The following is a 13,478-nucleotide window of genomic DNA, read 5'->3' as shown; positions in this document are numbered from 1 at the left end:
AGTCGAAAGAACCCTTGTGATGAATCGTTATTCGTTCCCTCTTGCTTTCTCTCTGGCCGCTGCTTCGGCCCTGGTCTCTCCCGTGGTGCAGGCGCAGGCGCCGGCCGCGGCCAGCCAGGCTCAAGCGGCATCGCAGATGCCCGGCCCTGAGATTGCCGCGCGCAGCTACCTGCTGCTGGACATGAGCGCCAACCGCGTGCTCAGCGAGCGCGATGCCGACACGCCCAATGACCCGGCTTCGCTGACCAAGCTGATGACGGCCTATGTCGTGTTTGGTGCCCTGCGCGACAAGCGCCTGACCCTCGATCAAACCCTGCCGGTCTCCACCCGCGCCTGGGACGAGCGCAAGGGCGACCCCTCGCTGATGTTCATCAACACGACCATGACGCCCAAGGTCGACGAGCTGCTGCGCGGCATGATCATCCAGAGCGGCAACGACGCCTCGGTGGCCCTGGCCGAAGGTGTGGCCGGTACGGTGGAGCAGTTCGTGGCGCTGATGAACCGCCAGGCGCAGGCCTGGGGTCTGAAGAACACGCAGTTCAAGAACGTGACCGGCATGACCGAGCCCGGCCACAAGAGTAGCGCGCGTGACCTGTCTGTGATCGCCTCCAGCCTGATCCGCGACTTCCCCGAGTACTACAGCTATTACTCGCAGCGCGATTTCACCTTCAACAAGATCCGCCAGGACAACCGCAATCTGCTGCTGCGCCGCGACCCCAGCGTCGACGGCATGAAGACCGGCTACACCGAAGCCGCCGGTTACTGCCTGGTCTCCAGCGCTCAGCGCGAGTTTCCCAATGGCAAGCGCCGCTTGCTCAGCGTGGTGATGGGCACGGCTTCCAAGGAAGCGCGCGCGACCGAAAGCCAGAAGCTGCTGAACTGGGGCTACTCGGCCTTCGATGCCGTGCGCCTGTTTGATAAGGACGCCGCCATCAGCACCGTGCCGGTCTGGAAGGGCGCCAGCCCGCAAGCCAAGCTCGGCGCCGCAGGCCCTGTCTTTGTGGCCGTGCCGCGTGGCGACGGTGCCAAGCTGCAGACCCAGATCGAACGCACCGACCCCCTGGTTGCTCCTTTGAGCAAGGGCCAGCGCGTTGGCACCTTGAAGGTCAGCACCGCTGGCGGCGTGGCTGTGGCCGAAGTGCCCCTGGTGGTGTTGGAAGAAGTGCCGCTGGCCGGCATCTTGGGCCGGGCCTGGGACGCCATGCGTTTGTGGATCAAGTGATCCTACTTTGCCGTGGGCGTGGCGGGCGTAAGCTCGGGGTTTGACGACGACGCTTCACCTTGGCTGCCGGAGGCCCGCATGCTTGCTTTGCCCGATGTCCGCTGTTACCTGAACGGCAGCTACCAGCCTCTGGCCGAGGCCAAGATCTCGGTCATGGACCGGGGCTTTATCTTCGGCGATGGGGTCTATGAAGTGCTGCCGGTTTACGAGCGGCGCTTGTTCCGCTTCGAATCGCATATGGAGCGGCTGGAGCGCAACCTCGCCAAGCTGCGCATCGCCAGCCCGCTCTTGCGTGCCCAGTGGCTGGAGATGGCGCGTGAGTTGGTGCGCGGCGTGGCGGCGGACGAGCAGTTGGTCTATCTGCAAGTGACCCGCGGCGTCGCGCCGCGCAACCATGCGATGCCTGAGGGCGCCGTGCCGACGGTGTTCGCCTACAGCATGCCGTCCAAGCCGATGTCGGCCGAAGAGCGGCACCGTGGCGTGGCCTGCATCAGCGCGCGTGATTTCCGCTGGCAGCGCGGCGACATCAAGAGCATCTCGCTGCTGGGCAATGTGCTGGCGCGGCAGATCTCGGCCGACGAGGGTGCGGCTGAGACGATTCTGCTACGCGACGGCTTCCTGACCGAGGGCGCGTCCTCCAATGTCTGGATCGTCAAAGAGGGCGCCCTGCTAGGTCCGCCGCGCAGCGAAGACCTGCTCGAAGGCATTCGCGTCGAGCTGCTGCGTGAGCTCTGCGAGGAATGCGGCATCGGCTACAACCTGCGGCCCATCTCCGAGGCCGAGCTCTTTGCAGCGGACGAGATCATCCTCAGCTCGGCCGGCAAGGAAGTGCTGGCTGTCACTCGTCTGGACCACCAGCCGGTCGGCCATGGCGCTCTGCACGGCAAGCCCGGGCCGGTCTACGCCCGGCTGTATGAGGCTTACCAGCGAGCCAAGCCCTTGCAATCGATCTGAAGCGACGCATCTGCGTCCTCAGATCTGAATCTTTTGATTGAAGAAGCATCATGAGCCAATTCCCCCCGATGCAGCCGCCACCGGACATTCCGCCCGAGCAGTCGCTGATCACCTACCCCTCGCACTTCCCGATCAAGGTCATGGGCGCCAAGGTTGAGGGCTATGTGGAGGCCATCGTGAAGGTGGCCCAGGCTTTCGACCCGGACTTCGACGCCGCCACCGTGGAGCAGCGTCCCAGCAAGGCCGGCAACTATCTGGGCCTGACCATCACCGTGCGTGTGACCAGCCGAGAACAACTCGACGAGCTCTACCGCACCCTGACGACCCACCCCATGGTCAAGGTCGTGCTCTGAGCAGGCTGGGGCTTAGTTTCCCAACTGCGCGTCGATCGCCTTGATCTTGTAGGGCGCACCTTCGTCGCCATTGCGCGCGGCGATGTCGTACCAATAGCGCGCCAGGCGCAGATCGGCCGGCACGCCATAACCGCTCTCGTACATCGAGCCCAAGAGGTATTGCGCGCCTACGTCCCCGGCCTTGGCCGCCTCGCGGTACCAGTGCGCGGCCTGCTCCGGGTCCGCCGGCGTGCCTCGGCCGAGGTAAAAGGCCGTGGCCAGGGCAACCTGTGCCTCGCTGCTGCCGCGCTTGGCGGCGCGCAAATTCCAAGCCTTGGCCTGGGCCAGATCCGGCTTGCCCAGCAGACCTTGCTCGTAGAGCTGGGCCAGGGCCAGCTCGGCGCGAACCAGGCCGCCCGCTGCCGCTCGCTTCAGCAGGCGCTCGGCGCGGCGCGCGCTGGGTTTGGGCAACTCCTCGCGCAAATGCATCATGGCCAGGTTGTAGTCGGCCAGGGGCAGAGGGCGTGCCTGGGCCGACAGCGCCGTGAATCCGCGTGCGGCGGCCTTGAGCTCACCGGCTTCGTAGGCTTGAACGGCGCGCTCCAGCGCTGTGGGTGGAGGCTCGGGCGCAGGTGCTTCCTGGGCATGCAGCGCGGCGCTGCTGCTCAGGGCGAGCAGGGCCGCCGTCCAGACCGTTTTCTTCCAAAGAGAGAAAGTGCGCATCGTCGGCATCGGTGAAAGCTTCCGTTTCGGAAAGGGCCAGACGGTAGCCGATTTCACGCCGCCCTGCAGGCTTGGCTACCATGTCGCCATGATTGTGAAAAACCTGGGCCGGGTCGACTACGCCGAGACGGTCGACGCCATGCGTGCCTTCAGCGAACAGCGCGGGCCCGAGACCGAAGACGAGCTCTGGCTTTGCGAGCATCCCCCTACCTACACCCAAGGCCTGGCCGGCAAGGCCGACCATGTGCTGGCCCCGGCCGGCATCCCGGTGGTGCAGACCAACCGCGGCGGCCAGGTGACCTACCACGGCCCCGGCCAGGTGGTCGCTTACCCCCTGGTCAATCTGCAGCGCCTGGGCATCTATGTGCGTGAGTTTGTGTTCCGCCTGGAAACGGCGGTGATCCAGACCCTGGACAGCTACGGCGTCACCGGCCATCGCGTGGCCGGCGCGCCGGGCATCTATGTGCGGCTGGACGACCCGTTTGCCCATGCGGCGCTCACCGGCCCTGCGCCGGCCGACGACCCCTTCCGTGGCCTGGGCAAGGTGGCGGCCCTGGGCATCAAGGTCACGCGCCATTGCAGCTACCACGGTGTGGCCCTCAATGTGGCCATGGACCTGCAACCCTTCGCAGGTATCAACCCCTGTGGCTATGCGGGGCTGCGCACGGTGGACCTCGTTACACTTGGGGTTTTTGCGGATTGGCCCGAAGTGGCCCAGCGCTTCGGGGAACGGCTGCAAGCCCAGCTGGAGCGTTGACGAAACGAGGCTGGCATGGCGACCGAGAACATCACTCACGAAGCAAAGACAGGCGAGGCGTACGACGCCACGGCCAAGCAGAAATCCCAGGCCAAGACGGCGCGCATCCCGATCAAGATCGTGCCCGCCGAGACGCTCAAGAAGCCCGACTGGATTCGCGTCAAGGCCGGTTCGCCCAGCACCCGTTTCTACGAAATCAAGCAGATCCTGCGCGAGCAAAAGCTGCACACGGTCTGCGAAGAAGCCTCCTGCCCCAATATCGGTGAGTGCTTCGGCAAGGGCACGGCCACTTTCATGATCATGGGTGACAAGTGCACCCGCCGCTGCCCCTTCTGCGATGTCGGCCACGGCCGCCCCGATCCGCTCGATGTGAACGAGCCCGAGAACCTGGCCAAGACCATTGCCGCGCTCAAGCTCAAGTACGTGGTGATCACCAGCGTGGATCGCGACGACCTGCGTGACGGCGGCGCCGGCCACTTTGCCGAGTGCATCCGCAAGGTGCGTGAGCTCAGCCCTTCGACCCAGATCGAAGTGCTGGTGCCCGATTTCCGCGGCCGCATGGACCGTGCGCTGGACATCCTCAAGGCCGCACCGCCGGACGTGATGAACCACAACCTGGAAACCGCGCCGCGCCTGTACAAGGAAGCGCGCCCGGGTTCGGACTACGAGTTCAGCCTCAACCTGCTCAAGCGCTTCAAGGAAGAAGTGCCCGGCGTGCCGACCAAGAGCGGCATCATGGTGGGTCTGGGCGAGACGGACGAGGAAATCCTCCAGGTCATGCGCGATATGCGCGCCCACCACATCGACATGCTGACCATTGGCCAGTACCTGGCGCCCTCGGGCCACCACCTGCCGGTGCGCCGCTATGTGCACCCGGACACCTTCAAGATGTTCGAGGAAGAGGCCTACAAGATGGGCTTCACTCACGCCGCCGTGGGCGCCATGGTGCGCAGCAGTTACCACGCCGACCAGCAGGCCCATGGCGTGCTGGCCGCCGGCGCTGAAGCTCCGGCTGCGTCCTGAGATCGGTTTGTCCGGGCTGGATCGGCGCTGCCCTCAGCGGTAGCGGACCCGGCGTCTGAACTCGTCGACCAGGCGCTGGTAGCTGCCGTCCTTGCGCATCTGCGCCAGGCCCTGGCTGAATTGCTGGGCCAGGCGTTCGCCCTGTGGGTGCTGCTTGGAAAACGCGACCCAGAAGCCGTCCATGGAGATGAGTCCGGTGCGGCGCAGCTGGCCGCGGAACTCGGGCGTGTTGTCGATGCGCAGCCAGGCTGGCGTGCGGTTCAAGAGGATGTAGTCCACGCGTTTGCTCAGCAGCATGCGCATCAGGGCGGCATCCGAGACGGCGCTGAACTTCTGGATGCGCGCGTCGTGCATGAACTCGCTGGGATAGGTGTAGCCATTGGTGTAGGCCACCCGCTTGCCGCGCAGATCGGACAGACGCATCTCGGGGCTGGGGTCGTCGGCGCGGCCGAAGATGGACAGCTCTTCCTCGAACATGGCCGGCTGATGCCAGACGTAATCGTTGCGGTTGTCGTCGGTGACGGTGGCGTTGAAACAGCCTGCGACCTGGCCGGTCTTGGCGTAGAGCATGCAACGCGAAAAGGGCACGGTGATGATCTGCACCTGCACGCCTTGTGTGGCCAGGGCCGCGCGGATCAGGTCGACGCTGAAGCCCACCGGCGGGCGCTGCGTGTCGGCGCCCGGCTTCTCGGCAGCGCTGTAGGGCGGCCAATCATCCTCGCCGGCCAAGACCAGGGGCGCAGTGGCTTTGGCGCTGGGAGCTTCTTGTGCCCAAACCGGAATGTGCGTGCCGAGTGCGAGCGCCGCGAGCAGGGCGCAAAGGCAGCGTTTGGGGTGTTTCACCAACGACATCGACATGCTCGTACGTTGGAGTGGCCTCAGGCCGACTCAGCCAACAGCTTTTCTACCAGCGCATGCAGGGCCGCGAAGTCCGGCTCGCCGACATAGCGCTTGACCACCTCGCCGCGCTTGTTGATCAGCAGTGTGGTCGGTGTCAGTTGCACACGGCCGAAGCTTTGCGCGATCTGTCCGGTGTTGTCGATGGCTACGCCGAAGGGCAGTTGCCGGCTTTCGGCGAACTTGGCGACGAAGGCCGGCGGGTCGTAGCTCATGGCCACGGCCAGGGTGTCGAAGCCGCGGCCTTTGAACTTCTCGTGGGTCGCGACGATCTGCGGCATTTCCTTGACGCAGGTGGTGCAACTGGTGGCCCAGAAGTTCACCAACATGACCTGACCCCGCCATTGGCTGGAATCGGCTTTCTTGCCGTCCAGCAGCACATAGTCAACGCGCGGCGCGGTTTCGCGGGCGCCCAGGCTTTGGTAAGCCAAGTAGGCACCGCCGGCCAGGGCCAGCACCAACAGGGCGGGGGCGAGCAAACTAGAGGTCTTCTTCATGCCCTGGAGTTTAGAGCCTGCGCCGCGGCGCTGCCTTCACAGGCCTTTGGACAGTTCGAACAGCAGCACTGAGGGCAGGGCGTCGTTGACATGCTGACGCGAAATGCGCGCCAGGCCGTCTGGCGTGGCCGTGGAGAGCTGGGTCTTGTGCGCTTCGTCCAGCACCTCTACGAAGCTGAAGTCAGGCACTTCGCGCATCACTTCGGCATAGAGTCGGTCGAATTCGGGACCGCGCAGGCGAGCCTCGAAGACGATGCCATGCGGGAGGCCTTCGGCACAGAATTGATGGGCCTCTTCCATGCTGCCAACGCCGTCGATGATCAGGCCCATGTGCTGCATCGCGACCTGCAGCTGGCTGCGCAGCTCGCGGCGTTGGGCAATGATCAATATGTGGCTTCCGGCCAATGGCTTGGAATTGCTGGACGGTTGATGTTCTCCATCCGGTTCGGCATCAAGCACGCGTTCGGTGGCGGCCAGGCCGTTGGCCTCGTCGCCGACGATGTGCGGAAATTCCAGCGTCAGCACCGTGATGCCGGCTTCGTCCTCGCGCAAGGGCAGCACACCGAGGGTGATGGCTGTTTGCTCAACGAGGCGCCAGGCCAGGGAGTTCAAGGCCGCCGGGGTTTCGGCCGCGCGTGGATCGTCGAGCAGGTCCAGCGAGCGGTGGGCAAAGCGGCAGACCAGGCGGGCCTTGGCCGGCCAGGGCGTCAGGTCCAGGCGCAAGTCGATGGAGCTGTGCGTGCTCGACAAGGCCCAGTCCATCAATGCATTGAGCAAGGCGAACAGCAGGGAACCATCGGTCATCACCTCGATGGGCTTGAGCACCTGACGCACCTGGATGCCGCGTGCTTGCGTCTCGCGGCTGCGCTGGGCCAGCACGCTGCGCAGCACCTGGGTCAGGTGCATTTTTTCGCGAGACAAGTGCAGGCGGCCGGAGGCCAGGCGGGCCAGCTGCTGGCCGACCATGCCGGCTTCGCGCGCCTGGCTGACGCTTTCGCGCAGGGCGCGCAGGCTTTGTCGGTCGATCTGGCCGGTGCTGACCAGCTTGTGGATTCGCTCCAGCGCTGCGCTCAGCGGCCCGGCAATTTCCGCGCCCAGTTGCTGCACGATTTCGGCCCATTGCGCATGGCTCGGCTCGCCGGCGACATCGTTCGCGGCGCCGGAGCTGGCGGAAGGTGGGGTGTTGCTGCGCATGGGCTGGAAGGCGAGGGGTGTGTCGCTGACTCGTTGTTGTGCTTATGGGTGGAGGAAGAAGAAACCCGGGCGTCGGCTTCTTCTGCAGCGGTCGCCATGGTCATGGTGATGCCTGGTAGCGTCCATCCCCCGATCCGGGGGAAATTGTCGCGGACGCCGCCTGACACTCAAGTTCGGTGAATTCTGCACACTGAAGTCGGTGAATTGAATGCAGAAGCCGCTTGCTTCGGTTCGGCTCAGTTCAACTCAGCGCACGGCCCCGCTCGCGACCAGGGCTTCGATCTCCGCCTCGACATAGCCGGCCTCCAGCAAGATTTCGCGCGAGTGTTCGCCCAGCAGCGGCGGTGGCCGCCGGTAGCTCACGGGGGTCAGCGACAGCTTGATGGGGTTGGCCACCACGCGCAGTTCGGGACTCATGGGATGAGGCAGGGGCACGACGGTGTCCCGCGCTTGCACCTGAGGGTCGGCAAAGGTTTCGGCCAGGCTGTTGATGGGGCCGCAGGGTACTTTGGCGGCTTCCAGGGCGCGCAGCCAGAGATCGCGCGGGCGACTGCGCATGGTGGCTTCGATCAAGGGCACCAACTCGCTGCGATGCCGGACTCGGTCGCTGTTGCGAGCAAAGCGAGGGTCCAGCGCCCATTCTGCGTGGCCGGCGATGTCGCAGAACTTTGCGAACTGCAGGTCGTTGCCGACGGCCAGGATCAGATGACCGTCGGACGCCTCGAACACCTGATAGGGGACGATGTTCTGGTGGGCATTGCCGATGCGACCTGGAGCACGGCCTGTGCAGAGGAAGTTGGACCCCACATTGGCCAGCATGGCGACCTGGGTGTCCAGCAAGGCCATGTCGATGACTTGACCACGGCCCGTGGCTTCTGCGTGGCGCAGAGCGGCGAGGATGGCCACGGTGGCGTAGAGCCCGGTGAAGAGATCGGCCACGGCCACGCCGACTTTTTGTGGGCCGCCGCCCGGCCGATCGTCGCGTTCGCCGGTGATGCTCATCAGTCCGCCCATGCCCTGGATCGCATAGTCGTAGCCAGCACGGTCTCGGTAAGGGCCGGTTTGGCCAAAGCCCGTGATGGAGCAGACCACCAGCCGCGGGTTGGCGTCCTGCAGGGTTTGAGCATCAAGGCCGAAGCGTTCCAGGTCGCCGACCTTGAAGTTCTCGACCAGCACGTCGGCCTGGGTCGCCAGTCGGCGGATCAAATCCTGACCTTCACTGCAAGCGATGTCGATGGCAATGGAGCGCTTGTTGCGGTTGGCGCCCAGGTAGTAGGCGGCCTCGCTGGTGTCTTTGCCTTGGGCATCTTTCAAATACGGTGGACCCCAGGCGCGGGTGTCGTCGCCGCTGCCGGGTCGTTCGACCTTGATGACATCGGCACCCAGGTCGGCCAGGGTTTGCGTGCACCAGGGGCCGGCCAGCACGCGCGAGAGGTCAAGCACGCGCACACCGGCCAGGGACATCGCCGGCAGGATGGAGGCTATTGGGGCGGGGGAGTTGCTTGGGTTGAGGCTGGCTGTATCCATGCAATTCATTGTGCGCTCCGGTGCCTTGCCGTCGCCTCGGATAATGCCCGTATGAACTCAATGCGCTCACGTGTCAGGTTGGCTCTGCGCCAGACGCAGCTTCTGGTATTTGCCGCTTGCTTGTCGGCTTGTTCCCCGGGCCTGGATTGGCGGGAGGTGCGCCCGGCCGAGTCCGGCATGGTGCTCATGTTCCCTTGCAAGCCGGAAGTTCACAGCCGCCCTGCGACACCGAGCGAACCGGTACGCATGGGCATGGCCCAGTGCAAGGCCGATGGCATCACGTTTTCCTTGTCTTGGGCGGAAGTTCGCGACCCGGCGCTGGTCAGCCCGGCCATGCGACAGATGCGCGACGCCTTACGTAACAAGTTGGGTGCTGGCAGTGCCGAACCAGCGGCCAGTCAGGCTTTGCAGGTGCCAGGCATGACGCCCAGTCCGGAGGCCTCACAGATCCACTTGGGTGGGCTGGCGGGTTCCGGGGCCGCCGAGGCCGATATCGCGGTGTTCACGCGCGGCGTTTGGGTCTATCAAGCGGTCATGCTTGCTCCCAAGCGCCAGCCTGCGGCCTGGGACAGCTTCATCAACTCCATGAAGCTGGAAACGTGAGTTCGGTTGTGAAGCTGTGGCGAAGCACAGGGCCGAGGAGCGCGGGCAGCATTGATAATGAAAGCCTATGTCCGGATTGCTGCTGATCGCCCATTCGCCCCTGGCCTCGGCCCTCAAAGCCGTGGCCGAGCACACCTTTCCGGATTGCGCCCGGCAGTTGCAGGTTTTGGATGTGACGCCGGAGATGTCGGCCGATGCCGTGGAGTCGGCCGCGCGGGCCCTTTTGCACGCGGGTGGGCATGCTGAGAATCTGGTGTTGACGGATGTTTTCGGCGCCACGCCATGCAACGCGGCGCTGCGTTTGCGCAGCGCCGCCGTCCAAGTGATCAGCGGCGTCAATGTGCCGATGCTGTGGCGTTCGCTCTGCTATGCAAGTCAGCCTTTGGCGAGCTTGGCCGAACGTGCAGTTGGCGGCGCTCAAGCGGGCATTGTGTTGGCTGAGACACCCGAGGCTGCGGCCTGAACTTTTCAAGTCGCAGGCATGCTGCCGGTGAACCCTTTTTGGAGTCCTGAGTTTCAATGATCAAGTCCACGCTCACCATCAGCAACAAACTGGGCCTGCATGCCCGTGCCTCGGCCAAGCTGACCAAGCTGGCGGGAAGCTTTCAGTGCGAGGTCTTCATGAGTCGCAACAATCGGCGCGTCAACGCCAAGAGCATCATGGGGGTGATGATGTTGGCGGCGGGCCTGGGTTCGCAGGTGGAACTGGAGACCGAGGGCGGCGATGAGCAGGCCGCTCACGACGCCATCACGGCCCTCGTCAATGACAAGTTTGGCGAAGGGCAGTGAACCTGCCTGGGGCGGTGATTACTGTCCGCCCATGAAGTGACGGCGGTAACGTGAGGGCAGGTCGGCCAGGCGCATCATCATGGGCAGGTCGGCGGTGTTGAAATCGGGGTCCCAGGCCGGTGCGCCCAGGATGCGGGCGCCGCAGCGCAGATAGCCCTTGATCAGCGGCGGTGCTTCCACCACCAGGTCGTGGCGCAGCTCTTCCACCGGCAGCGGCAGACGCGGACGCACCTGCCATTCGATGCTGGCCAGATGGCTTTGCTCCAGCTGTTTCCAGAGGCTGGCCGCGAAATGGCCGCCGTCGCGCATGCTGACACTGGCGCAGCCGATCATGGTGTCCAGCTTGTTGCGCATCATGAATTCCGCCAGGGCGCCCCAGAGTGCCATGATCGCGCCACCCGAGCGGTGATCGGGGTGGATGCAGGAGCGGCCCAGCTCCACCATCTGCTCGCGCAAGCCTCGCAAGCGGGTCAGGTCGAATTCGGTTTCGCTGTACCAACCGCCGGCCTGTTTGGCTGAAGCTGGAGTCAGGACGCGATAGGTGCCGATGACTTGGCCGATGCGGCCATGGACGTCGACCTCTCGGACCAACAAGTGCTCGCAGAAGGCATCAAAGCTGTCGATGTCATGGCGAGCCGGTGCTCCTGCAGGCACGCTCAGACGAGCCCCCATTTCTTCGGCAAACACCTGGTAACGCAGGCGCTGGGCTTCGCGCACGTCGTCTTCGTGTCGTGCCCAGCTGACGTCCAGGCGGGCCGGCGCTGGCGCTGGGCGCGCTTCAGGCTGAGGCAAGCCAGGGCGGCGCTCGCTCTTCAGGGCACGCAGATCGGAGAAGGGCAGCGTGGGCAGCGGAAGATCCCTCATGGTGGCCTCATGCAAGTCGTTGTTGGCACCGCCATGCTCGGCGGCGGCAATGACGAGGCCGTGACGCCGGAATGACGTCTCGATGACGGCGCTGATCTGGCAGCGGCGCTGCTAAAGTCGGCGCATGAGCTTTCAGGTCTTTGGTATCCCTGTTTCGCGCGGCGTGGCTATTGGCCGGGCGGTGCTGGTGGCGTCCAGTCGGGTTGATGTGGCGCACTACTTCATCAGTGAAGCGCAAGTGGAGTCCGAGATCCTGCGGGCCTTGCGCGCGCGCGACGTGGTGGCCGCGGAGTTGGAGGCGCTCAAGCAGGATCTGCCTGGCGATGCGCCTCATGAACTGGCCGCACTGCTCGACGTCCACTTGATGTTGCTGCACGACGAAGCGCTGACTGGCGCCACCAAACAGTGGATCATCGAGCGCCACTACAACGCGGAATGGGCCTTGTCTGCCCAGTTAGAGGTCTTGGCGCGGCAGTTCGACGAGATGGAGGACGATTACCTGCGTGAACGCAAGGCGGATCTTGAGCAGGTGGTCGAACGGGTGCTCAGCGCCCTGGCGCGCGAGCAAGGGCACACGCCGGTCGACGCCGCCAGCGTCGTGCAACGCGACTTCGCCGGTGAGGACCCGCTGCTGCTGGTGGCTGCCGATATTGCGCCCGCCGACATGATGCAGTTCAAGCGCAGTGTGTTCCACGGCTTCATCACCGACATCGGCGGCAAGACCTCGCACACCGCCATCGTCGCGCGCAGCATGGACATCCCCGCGGTGGTCGGCACGCGCGAGGCTTCGCGCCTGATCCGTCATGATGACTGGGTCATCATCGACGGCGATGCCGGTGCTGTGATCGTCAATCCTTCGCCCATCATGCTGGAGGAGTACCGTTTCCGGCAGCGCCAAAGTGAGCTTGAGCGGGCCCGTCTGACCCGCCTGCGCCACACGCCCGCGGTCACCTTGGATGGCGAGCGAGTCGAACTGCATGCCAATATTGAGCTGCCTGCAGACGCGGCCGGCGCGATTGAATCCGGAGCGACGGGTGTGGGCCTGTTCCGGAGCGAGTTCTTGTTCATGAACCGCGATGGTGAACTGCCGAGTGAAGACGAGCAGTTCGTGGCTTACCGTGCTGCAGTGGAGGCCATGCGCGGCATGCCTGTGACCATCCGGACCGTGGATGTCGGGGCAGATAAGCCCCTGGATCGCATGAGTGCCAGCGAGTTGCGCCATGAGCATGTGCTCAATCCGGCCATGGGCTTGCGCGCCATTCGTTGGAGCCTGGCCGAACCCAGCATGTTCCGGCAACAGCTGCGGGCCATTTACCGTGCGAGTGCATTCGGCAAAGTGCGGCTCCTCATTCCAATGGTTGCTCACTTGAGCGAAGTTCGCCAGATCTTGGAATCAGTCAGGAAGGTGCAGCAGCAGTTGACGGATGCGGGGCAAGCATTCACACGTGTCGAACTCGGCGTCATGGTGGAGATCCCGGCAGCCGCCGTGATGCTGCCTTTGATACTCCGGCACGTGGATTTCGTCTCGATCGGAACCAATGACCTGATCCAGTACACCTTGGCGATCGACCGTGCAGACGAAGCGGTCGCGCATCTGTATGACCCCTGGCATCCGGCCGTGCTTCAACTGCTCTCCGGCTCGATTGCCGGCGCGACCGCAGCGGGCAAGTCGGTCAGTGTGTGTGGGGAAATGGCGGGCGACCCGGCCTTCACTGACTTGTTGCTGGCCATGGGCTTGCGCAACTTTTCGATGCATCCCTCACAGATTCCCTCTGTGAAGCAGCGCGTCTTGCGAGCCGATGCATCCCGACTTGCTCGCGGTATTGCGGCAGTTCTGGCCAGTGAAGACCCGCAGCGCGAGGCGCAAGTGGCGTTCTCGGCGCACAAGTCCGCCAGCAGCATGCAATAGCTTCCTGTACGGCCGTGGCCCGTTGGGGCGCCTCTGCTGCTGGCGGGTGCTCTTGGTAGTTGTTAACTGGACCGTGCGCACGATCAAAAGTCGCGGTCTTCTTGCGAAGTCGAAAATTCCTGTGCTACAGTAGAGGGCTTCGCTGCTCGCAAAGACTGCTTCTGGTGGTTGTGCTGCTGGATTCGAA

15 protein-coding genes are annotated in these 13,478 nt (G+C 64.5%); 9 read left to right on the top strand and 6 right to left on the bottom strand.

From position 1 onward, the window contains the following. Positions 1–19 precede the first annotated feature (19 nt). From LNV28_RS24165 to LNV28_RS24155, 3 genes are all read left to right on the top strand, one after another. Positions 20–1,222: a D-alanyl-D-alanine carboxypeptidase family protein gene (locus LNV28_RS24165; RefSeq protein ID WP_263520869.1), complete on the top strand. Its 1,203-nt coding sequence runs from the start codon at positions 20–22 to the stop codon at positions 1,220–1,222. 78 nt (positions 1,223–1,300) lie between these two features. Further along, positions 1,301–2,176: a D-amino acid aminotransferase gene (locus LNV28_RS24160; RefSeq protein WP_263520867.1), complete on the top strand. Its 876-nt coding sequence runs from the start codon at positions 1,301–1,303 to the stop codon at positions 2,174–2,176. Positions 2,177–2,226: 50 nt separating this feature from the next. Continuing rightward, on the top strand, positions 2,227–2,529 hold the full coding sequence (locus LNV28_RS24155; RefSeq protein ID WP_263520865.1) for a DUF493 family protein: 303 nt from the start codon (positions 2,227–2,229) through the stop codon (positions 2,527–2,529). A gap of 12 nt (positions 2,530–2,541) precedes the next feature. Here the strand turns inward: LNV28_RS24155 and LNV28_RS24150 are convergent, their stop codons facing one another. Continuing rightward, complete coding sequence (locus tag LNV28_RS24150; RefSeq protein WP_263520863.1) at positions 2,542–3,231, bottom strand: tetratricopeptide repeat protein; 690 nt, start codon at positions 3,229–3,231, stop codon at positions 2,542–2,544. 88 nt (positions 3,232–3,319) lie between these two features. Between LNV28_RS24150 and lipB the strand changes: the two genes are divergently transcribed. Both lipB and lipA read left to right on the top strand, forming a co-directional pair. Next, a complete protein-coding gene (gene lipB, locus LNV28_RS24145; protein ID WP_263520861.1) occupies positions 3,320–3,988 on the top strand; it encodes a lipoyl(octanoyl) transferase LipB in 669 nt (222 codons plus the stop codon). Positions 3,989–4,003: 15 nt separating this feature from the next. After that, positions 4,004–5,011 carry a lipoyl synthase gene (gene lipA / locus LNV28_RS24140; RefSeq protein ID WP_102769431.1) on the top strand — a complete coding sequence of 336 codons (1,008 nt, stop codon included), beginning with the start codon at positions 4,004–4,006 and terminating at the stop codon, positions 5,009–5,011. Positions 5,012–5,044: 33 nt separating this feature from the next. Here the strand turns inward: lipA and LNV28_RS24135 are convergent, their stop codons facing one another. The 4 genes from LNV28_RS24135 to LNV28_RS24120 form a co-directional block, all read right to left on the bottom strand. Further along, positions 5,045–5,863 (bottom strand): substrate-binding periplasmic protein, encoded by an 819-nt coding sequence (locus LNV28_RS24135; protein ID WP_263520859.1) that lies wholly within the window; start codon positions 5,861–5,863, stop codon positions 5,045–5,047. A 26-nt stretch (positions 5,864–5,889) separates the two neighbouring features. Further along, the gene (locus LNV28_RS24130; RefSeq protein WP_263520857.1) at positions 5,890–6,405 is read right to left on the bottom strand and encodes a TlpA family protein disulfide reductase; all 516 of its coding nucleotides are present in this window, start codon (positions 6,403–6,405) and stop codon (positions 5,890–5,892) included. Between the two features lie 36 nt (positions 6,406–6,441). Next, positions 6,442–7,599 carry an ATP-binding protein gene (locus tag LNV28_RS24125; RefSeq protein WP_263520854.1) on the bottom strand — a complete coding sequence of 386 codons (1,158 nt, stop codon included), beginning with the start codon at positions 7,597–7,599 and terminating at the stop codon, positions 6,442–6,444. A gap of 246 nt (positions 7,600–7,845) precedes the next feature. Continuing rightward, positions 7,846–9,063, bottom strand: a complete 1,218-nt coding sequence (locus LNV28_RS24120) for a CaiB/BaiF CoA transferase family protein (protein ID WP_263520911.1) — start codon at positions 9,061–9,063, stop codon at positions 7,846–7,848. Positions 9,064–9,177: 114 nt separating this feature from the next. Between LNV28_RS24120 and LNV28_RS24115 the strand changes: the two genes are divergently transcribed. The 3 genes from LNV28_RS24115 to LNV28_RS24105 all read left to right on the top strand — a co-directional run bounded on the left by LNV28_RS24115 (position 9,178) and on the right by LNV28_RS24105 (position 10,518). Continuing rightward, positions 9,178–9,729, top strand: a complete 552-nt coding sequence (locus LNV28_RS24115) for a hypothetical protein (protein WP_263569069.1) — start codon at positions 9,178–9,180, stop codon at positions 9,727–9,729. 67 nt (positions 9,730–9,796) lie between these two features. Further along, positions 9,797–10,192, top strand: a complete 396-nt coding sequence (locus LNV28_RS24110) for a PTS sugar transporter subunit IIA (protein ID WP_263520850.1) — start codon at positions 9,797–9,799, stop codon at positions 10,190–10,192. 56 nt (positions 10,193–10,248) lie between these two features. Further along, positions 10,249–10,518 (top strand): HPr family phosphocarrier protein, encoded by a 270-nt coding sequence (locus LNV28_RS24105; protein ID WP_263520848.1) that lies wholly within the window; start codon positions 10,249–10,251, stop codon positions 10,516–10,518. An 18-nt stretch (positions 10,519–10,536) separates the two neighbouring features. Here the strand turns inward: LNV28_RS24105 and LNV28_RS24100 are convergent, their stop codons facing one another. After that, entirely contained in the window at positions 10,537–11,382 is an 846-nt protein-coding gene (locus LNV28_RS24100) for a GNAT family N-acetyltransferase (protein ID WP_263520847.1), read from the bottom strand. A gap of 124 nt (positions 11,383–11,506) precedes the next feature. On the opposite strand from LNV28_RS24100, the gene ptsP reads away from it, so the two are divergent. Next, entirely contained in the window at positions 11,507–13,291 is a 1,785-nt protein-coding gene (gene ptsP, locus LNV28_RS24095; RefSeq protein WP_263520845.1) for a phosphoenolpyruvate--protein phosphotransferase, read from the top strand. The last annotated feature ends 187 nt before the right edge of the window (positions 13,292–13,478 follow it).

This window comes from Paucibacter sp. DJ2R-2, assembly GCF_025717675.1.
GTDB lineage: Bacteria > Pseudomonadota > Gammaproteobacteria > Burkholderiales > Burkholderiaceae_C > Paucibacter_A.
The sequence above is the reverse complement of the archived record's forward strand: the minus strand, read 5'-3'. Positions and strand labels throughout refer to the sequence as shown.

Bases quoted from the DNA above. Each gene is read 5' to 3' on its own strand.
- LNV28_RS24165 (WP_263520869.1), top strand. From the start codon at position 20: ATGAATCGTTATTCGTTCCCTCTTGCTTTCTCTCTGGCCGCTGCTTCG.
- LNV28_RS24160 (WP_263520867.1), top strand. From the start codon at position 1,301: ATGCTTGCTTTGCCCGATGTCCGCTGTTACCTGAACGGCAGCTACCAG.
- LNV28_RS24155 (WP_263520865.1), top strand. From the start codon at position 2,227: ATGAGCCAATTCCCCCCGATGCAGCCGCCACCGGACATTCCGCCCGAG.
- LNV28_RS24150 (WP_263520863.1), bottom strand. From the start codon at position 3,231: ATGCGCACTTTCTCTCTTTGGAAGAAAACGGTCTGGACGGCGGCCCTG.
- lipB (WP_263520861.1), top strand. From the start codon at position 3,320: ATGATTGTGAAAAACCTGGGCCGGGTCGACTACGCCGAGACGGTCGAC.
- lipA (WP_102769431.1), top strand. From the start codon at position 4,004: ATGGCGACCGAGAACATCACTCACGAAGCAAAGACAGGCGAGGCGTAC.
- LNV28_RS24135 (WP_263520859.1), bottom strand. From the start codon at position 5,863: ATGTCGTTGGTGAAACACCCCAAACGCTGCCTTTGCGCCCTGCTCGCG.
- LNV28_RS24130 (WP_263520857.1), bottom strand. From the start codon at position 6,405: ATGAAGAAGACCTCTAGTTTGCTCGCCCCCGCCCTGTTGGTGCTGGCC.
- LNV28_RS24125 (WP_263520854.1), bottom strand. From the start codon at position 7,599: ATGCGCAGCAACACCCCACCTTCCGCCAGCTCCGGCGCCGCGAACGAT.
- LNV28_RS24120 (WP_263520911.1), bottom strand. From the start codon at position 9,063: ATGTCCCTGGCCGGTGTGCGCGTGCTTGACCTCTCGCGCGTGCTGGCC.
- LNV28_RS24115 (WP_263569069.1), top strand. From the start codon at position 9,178: ATGAACTCAATGCGCTCACGTGTCAGGTTGGCTCTGCGCCAGACGCAG.
- LNV28_RS24110 (WP_263520850.1), top strand. From the start codon at position 9,797: ATGTCCGGATTGCTGCTGATCGCCCATTCGCCCCTGGCCTCGGCCCTC.
- LNV28_RS24105 (WP_263520848.1), top strand. From the start codon at position 10,249: ATGATCAAGTCCACGCTCACCATCAGCAACAAACTGGGCCTGCATGCC.
- LNV28_RS24100 (WP_263520847.1), bottom strand. From the start codon at position 11,382: ATGAGGGATCTTCCGCTGCCCACGCTGCCCTTCTCCGATCTGCGTGCC.
- ptsP (WP_263520845.1), top strand. From the start codon at position 11,507: ATGAGCTTTCAGGTCTTTGGTATCCCTGTTTCGCGCGGCGTGGCTATT.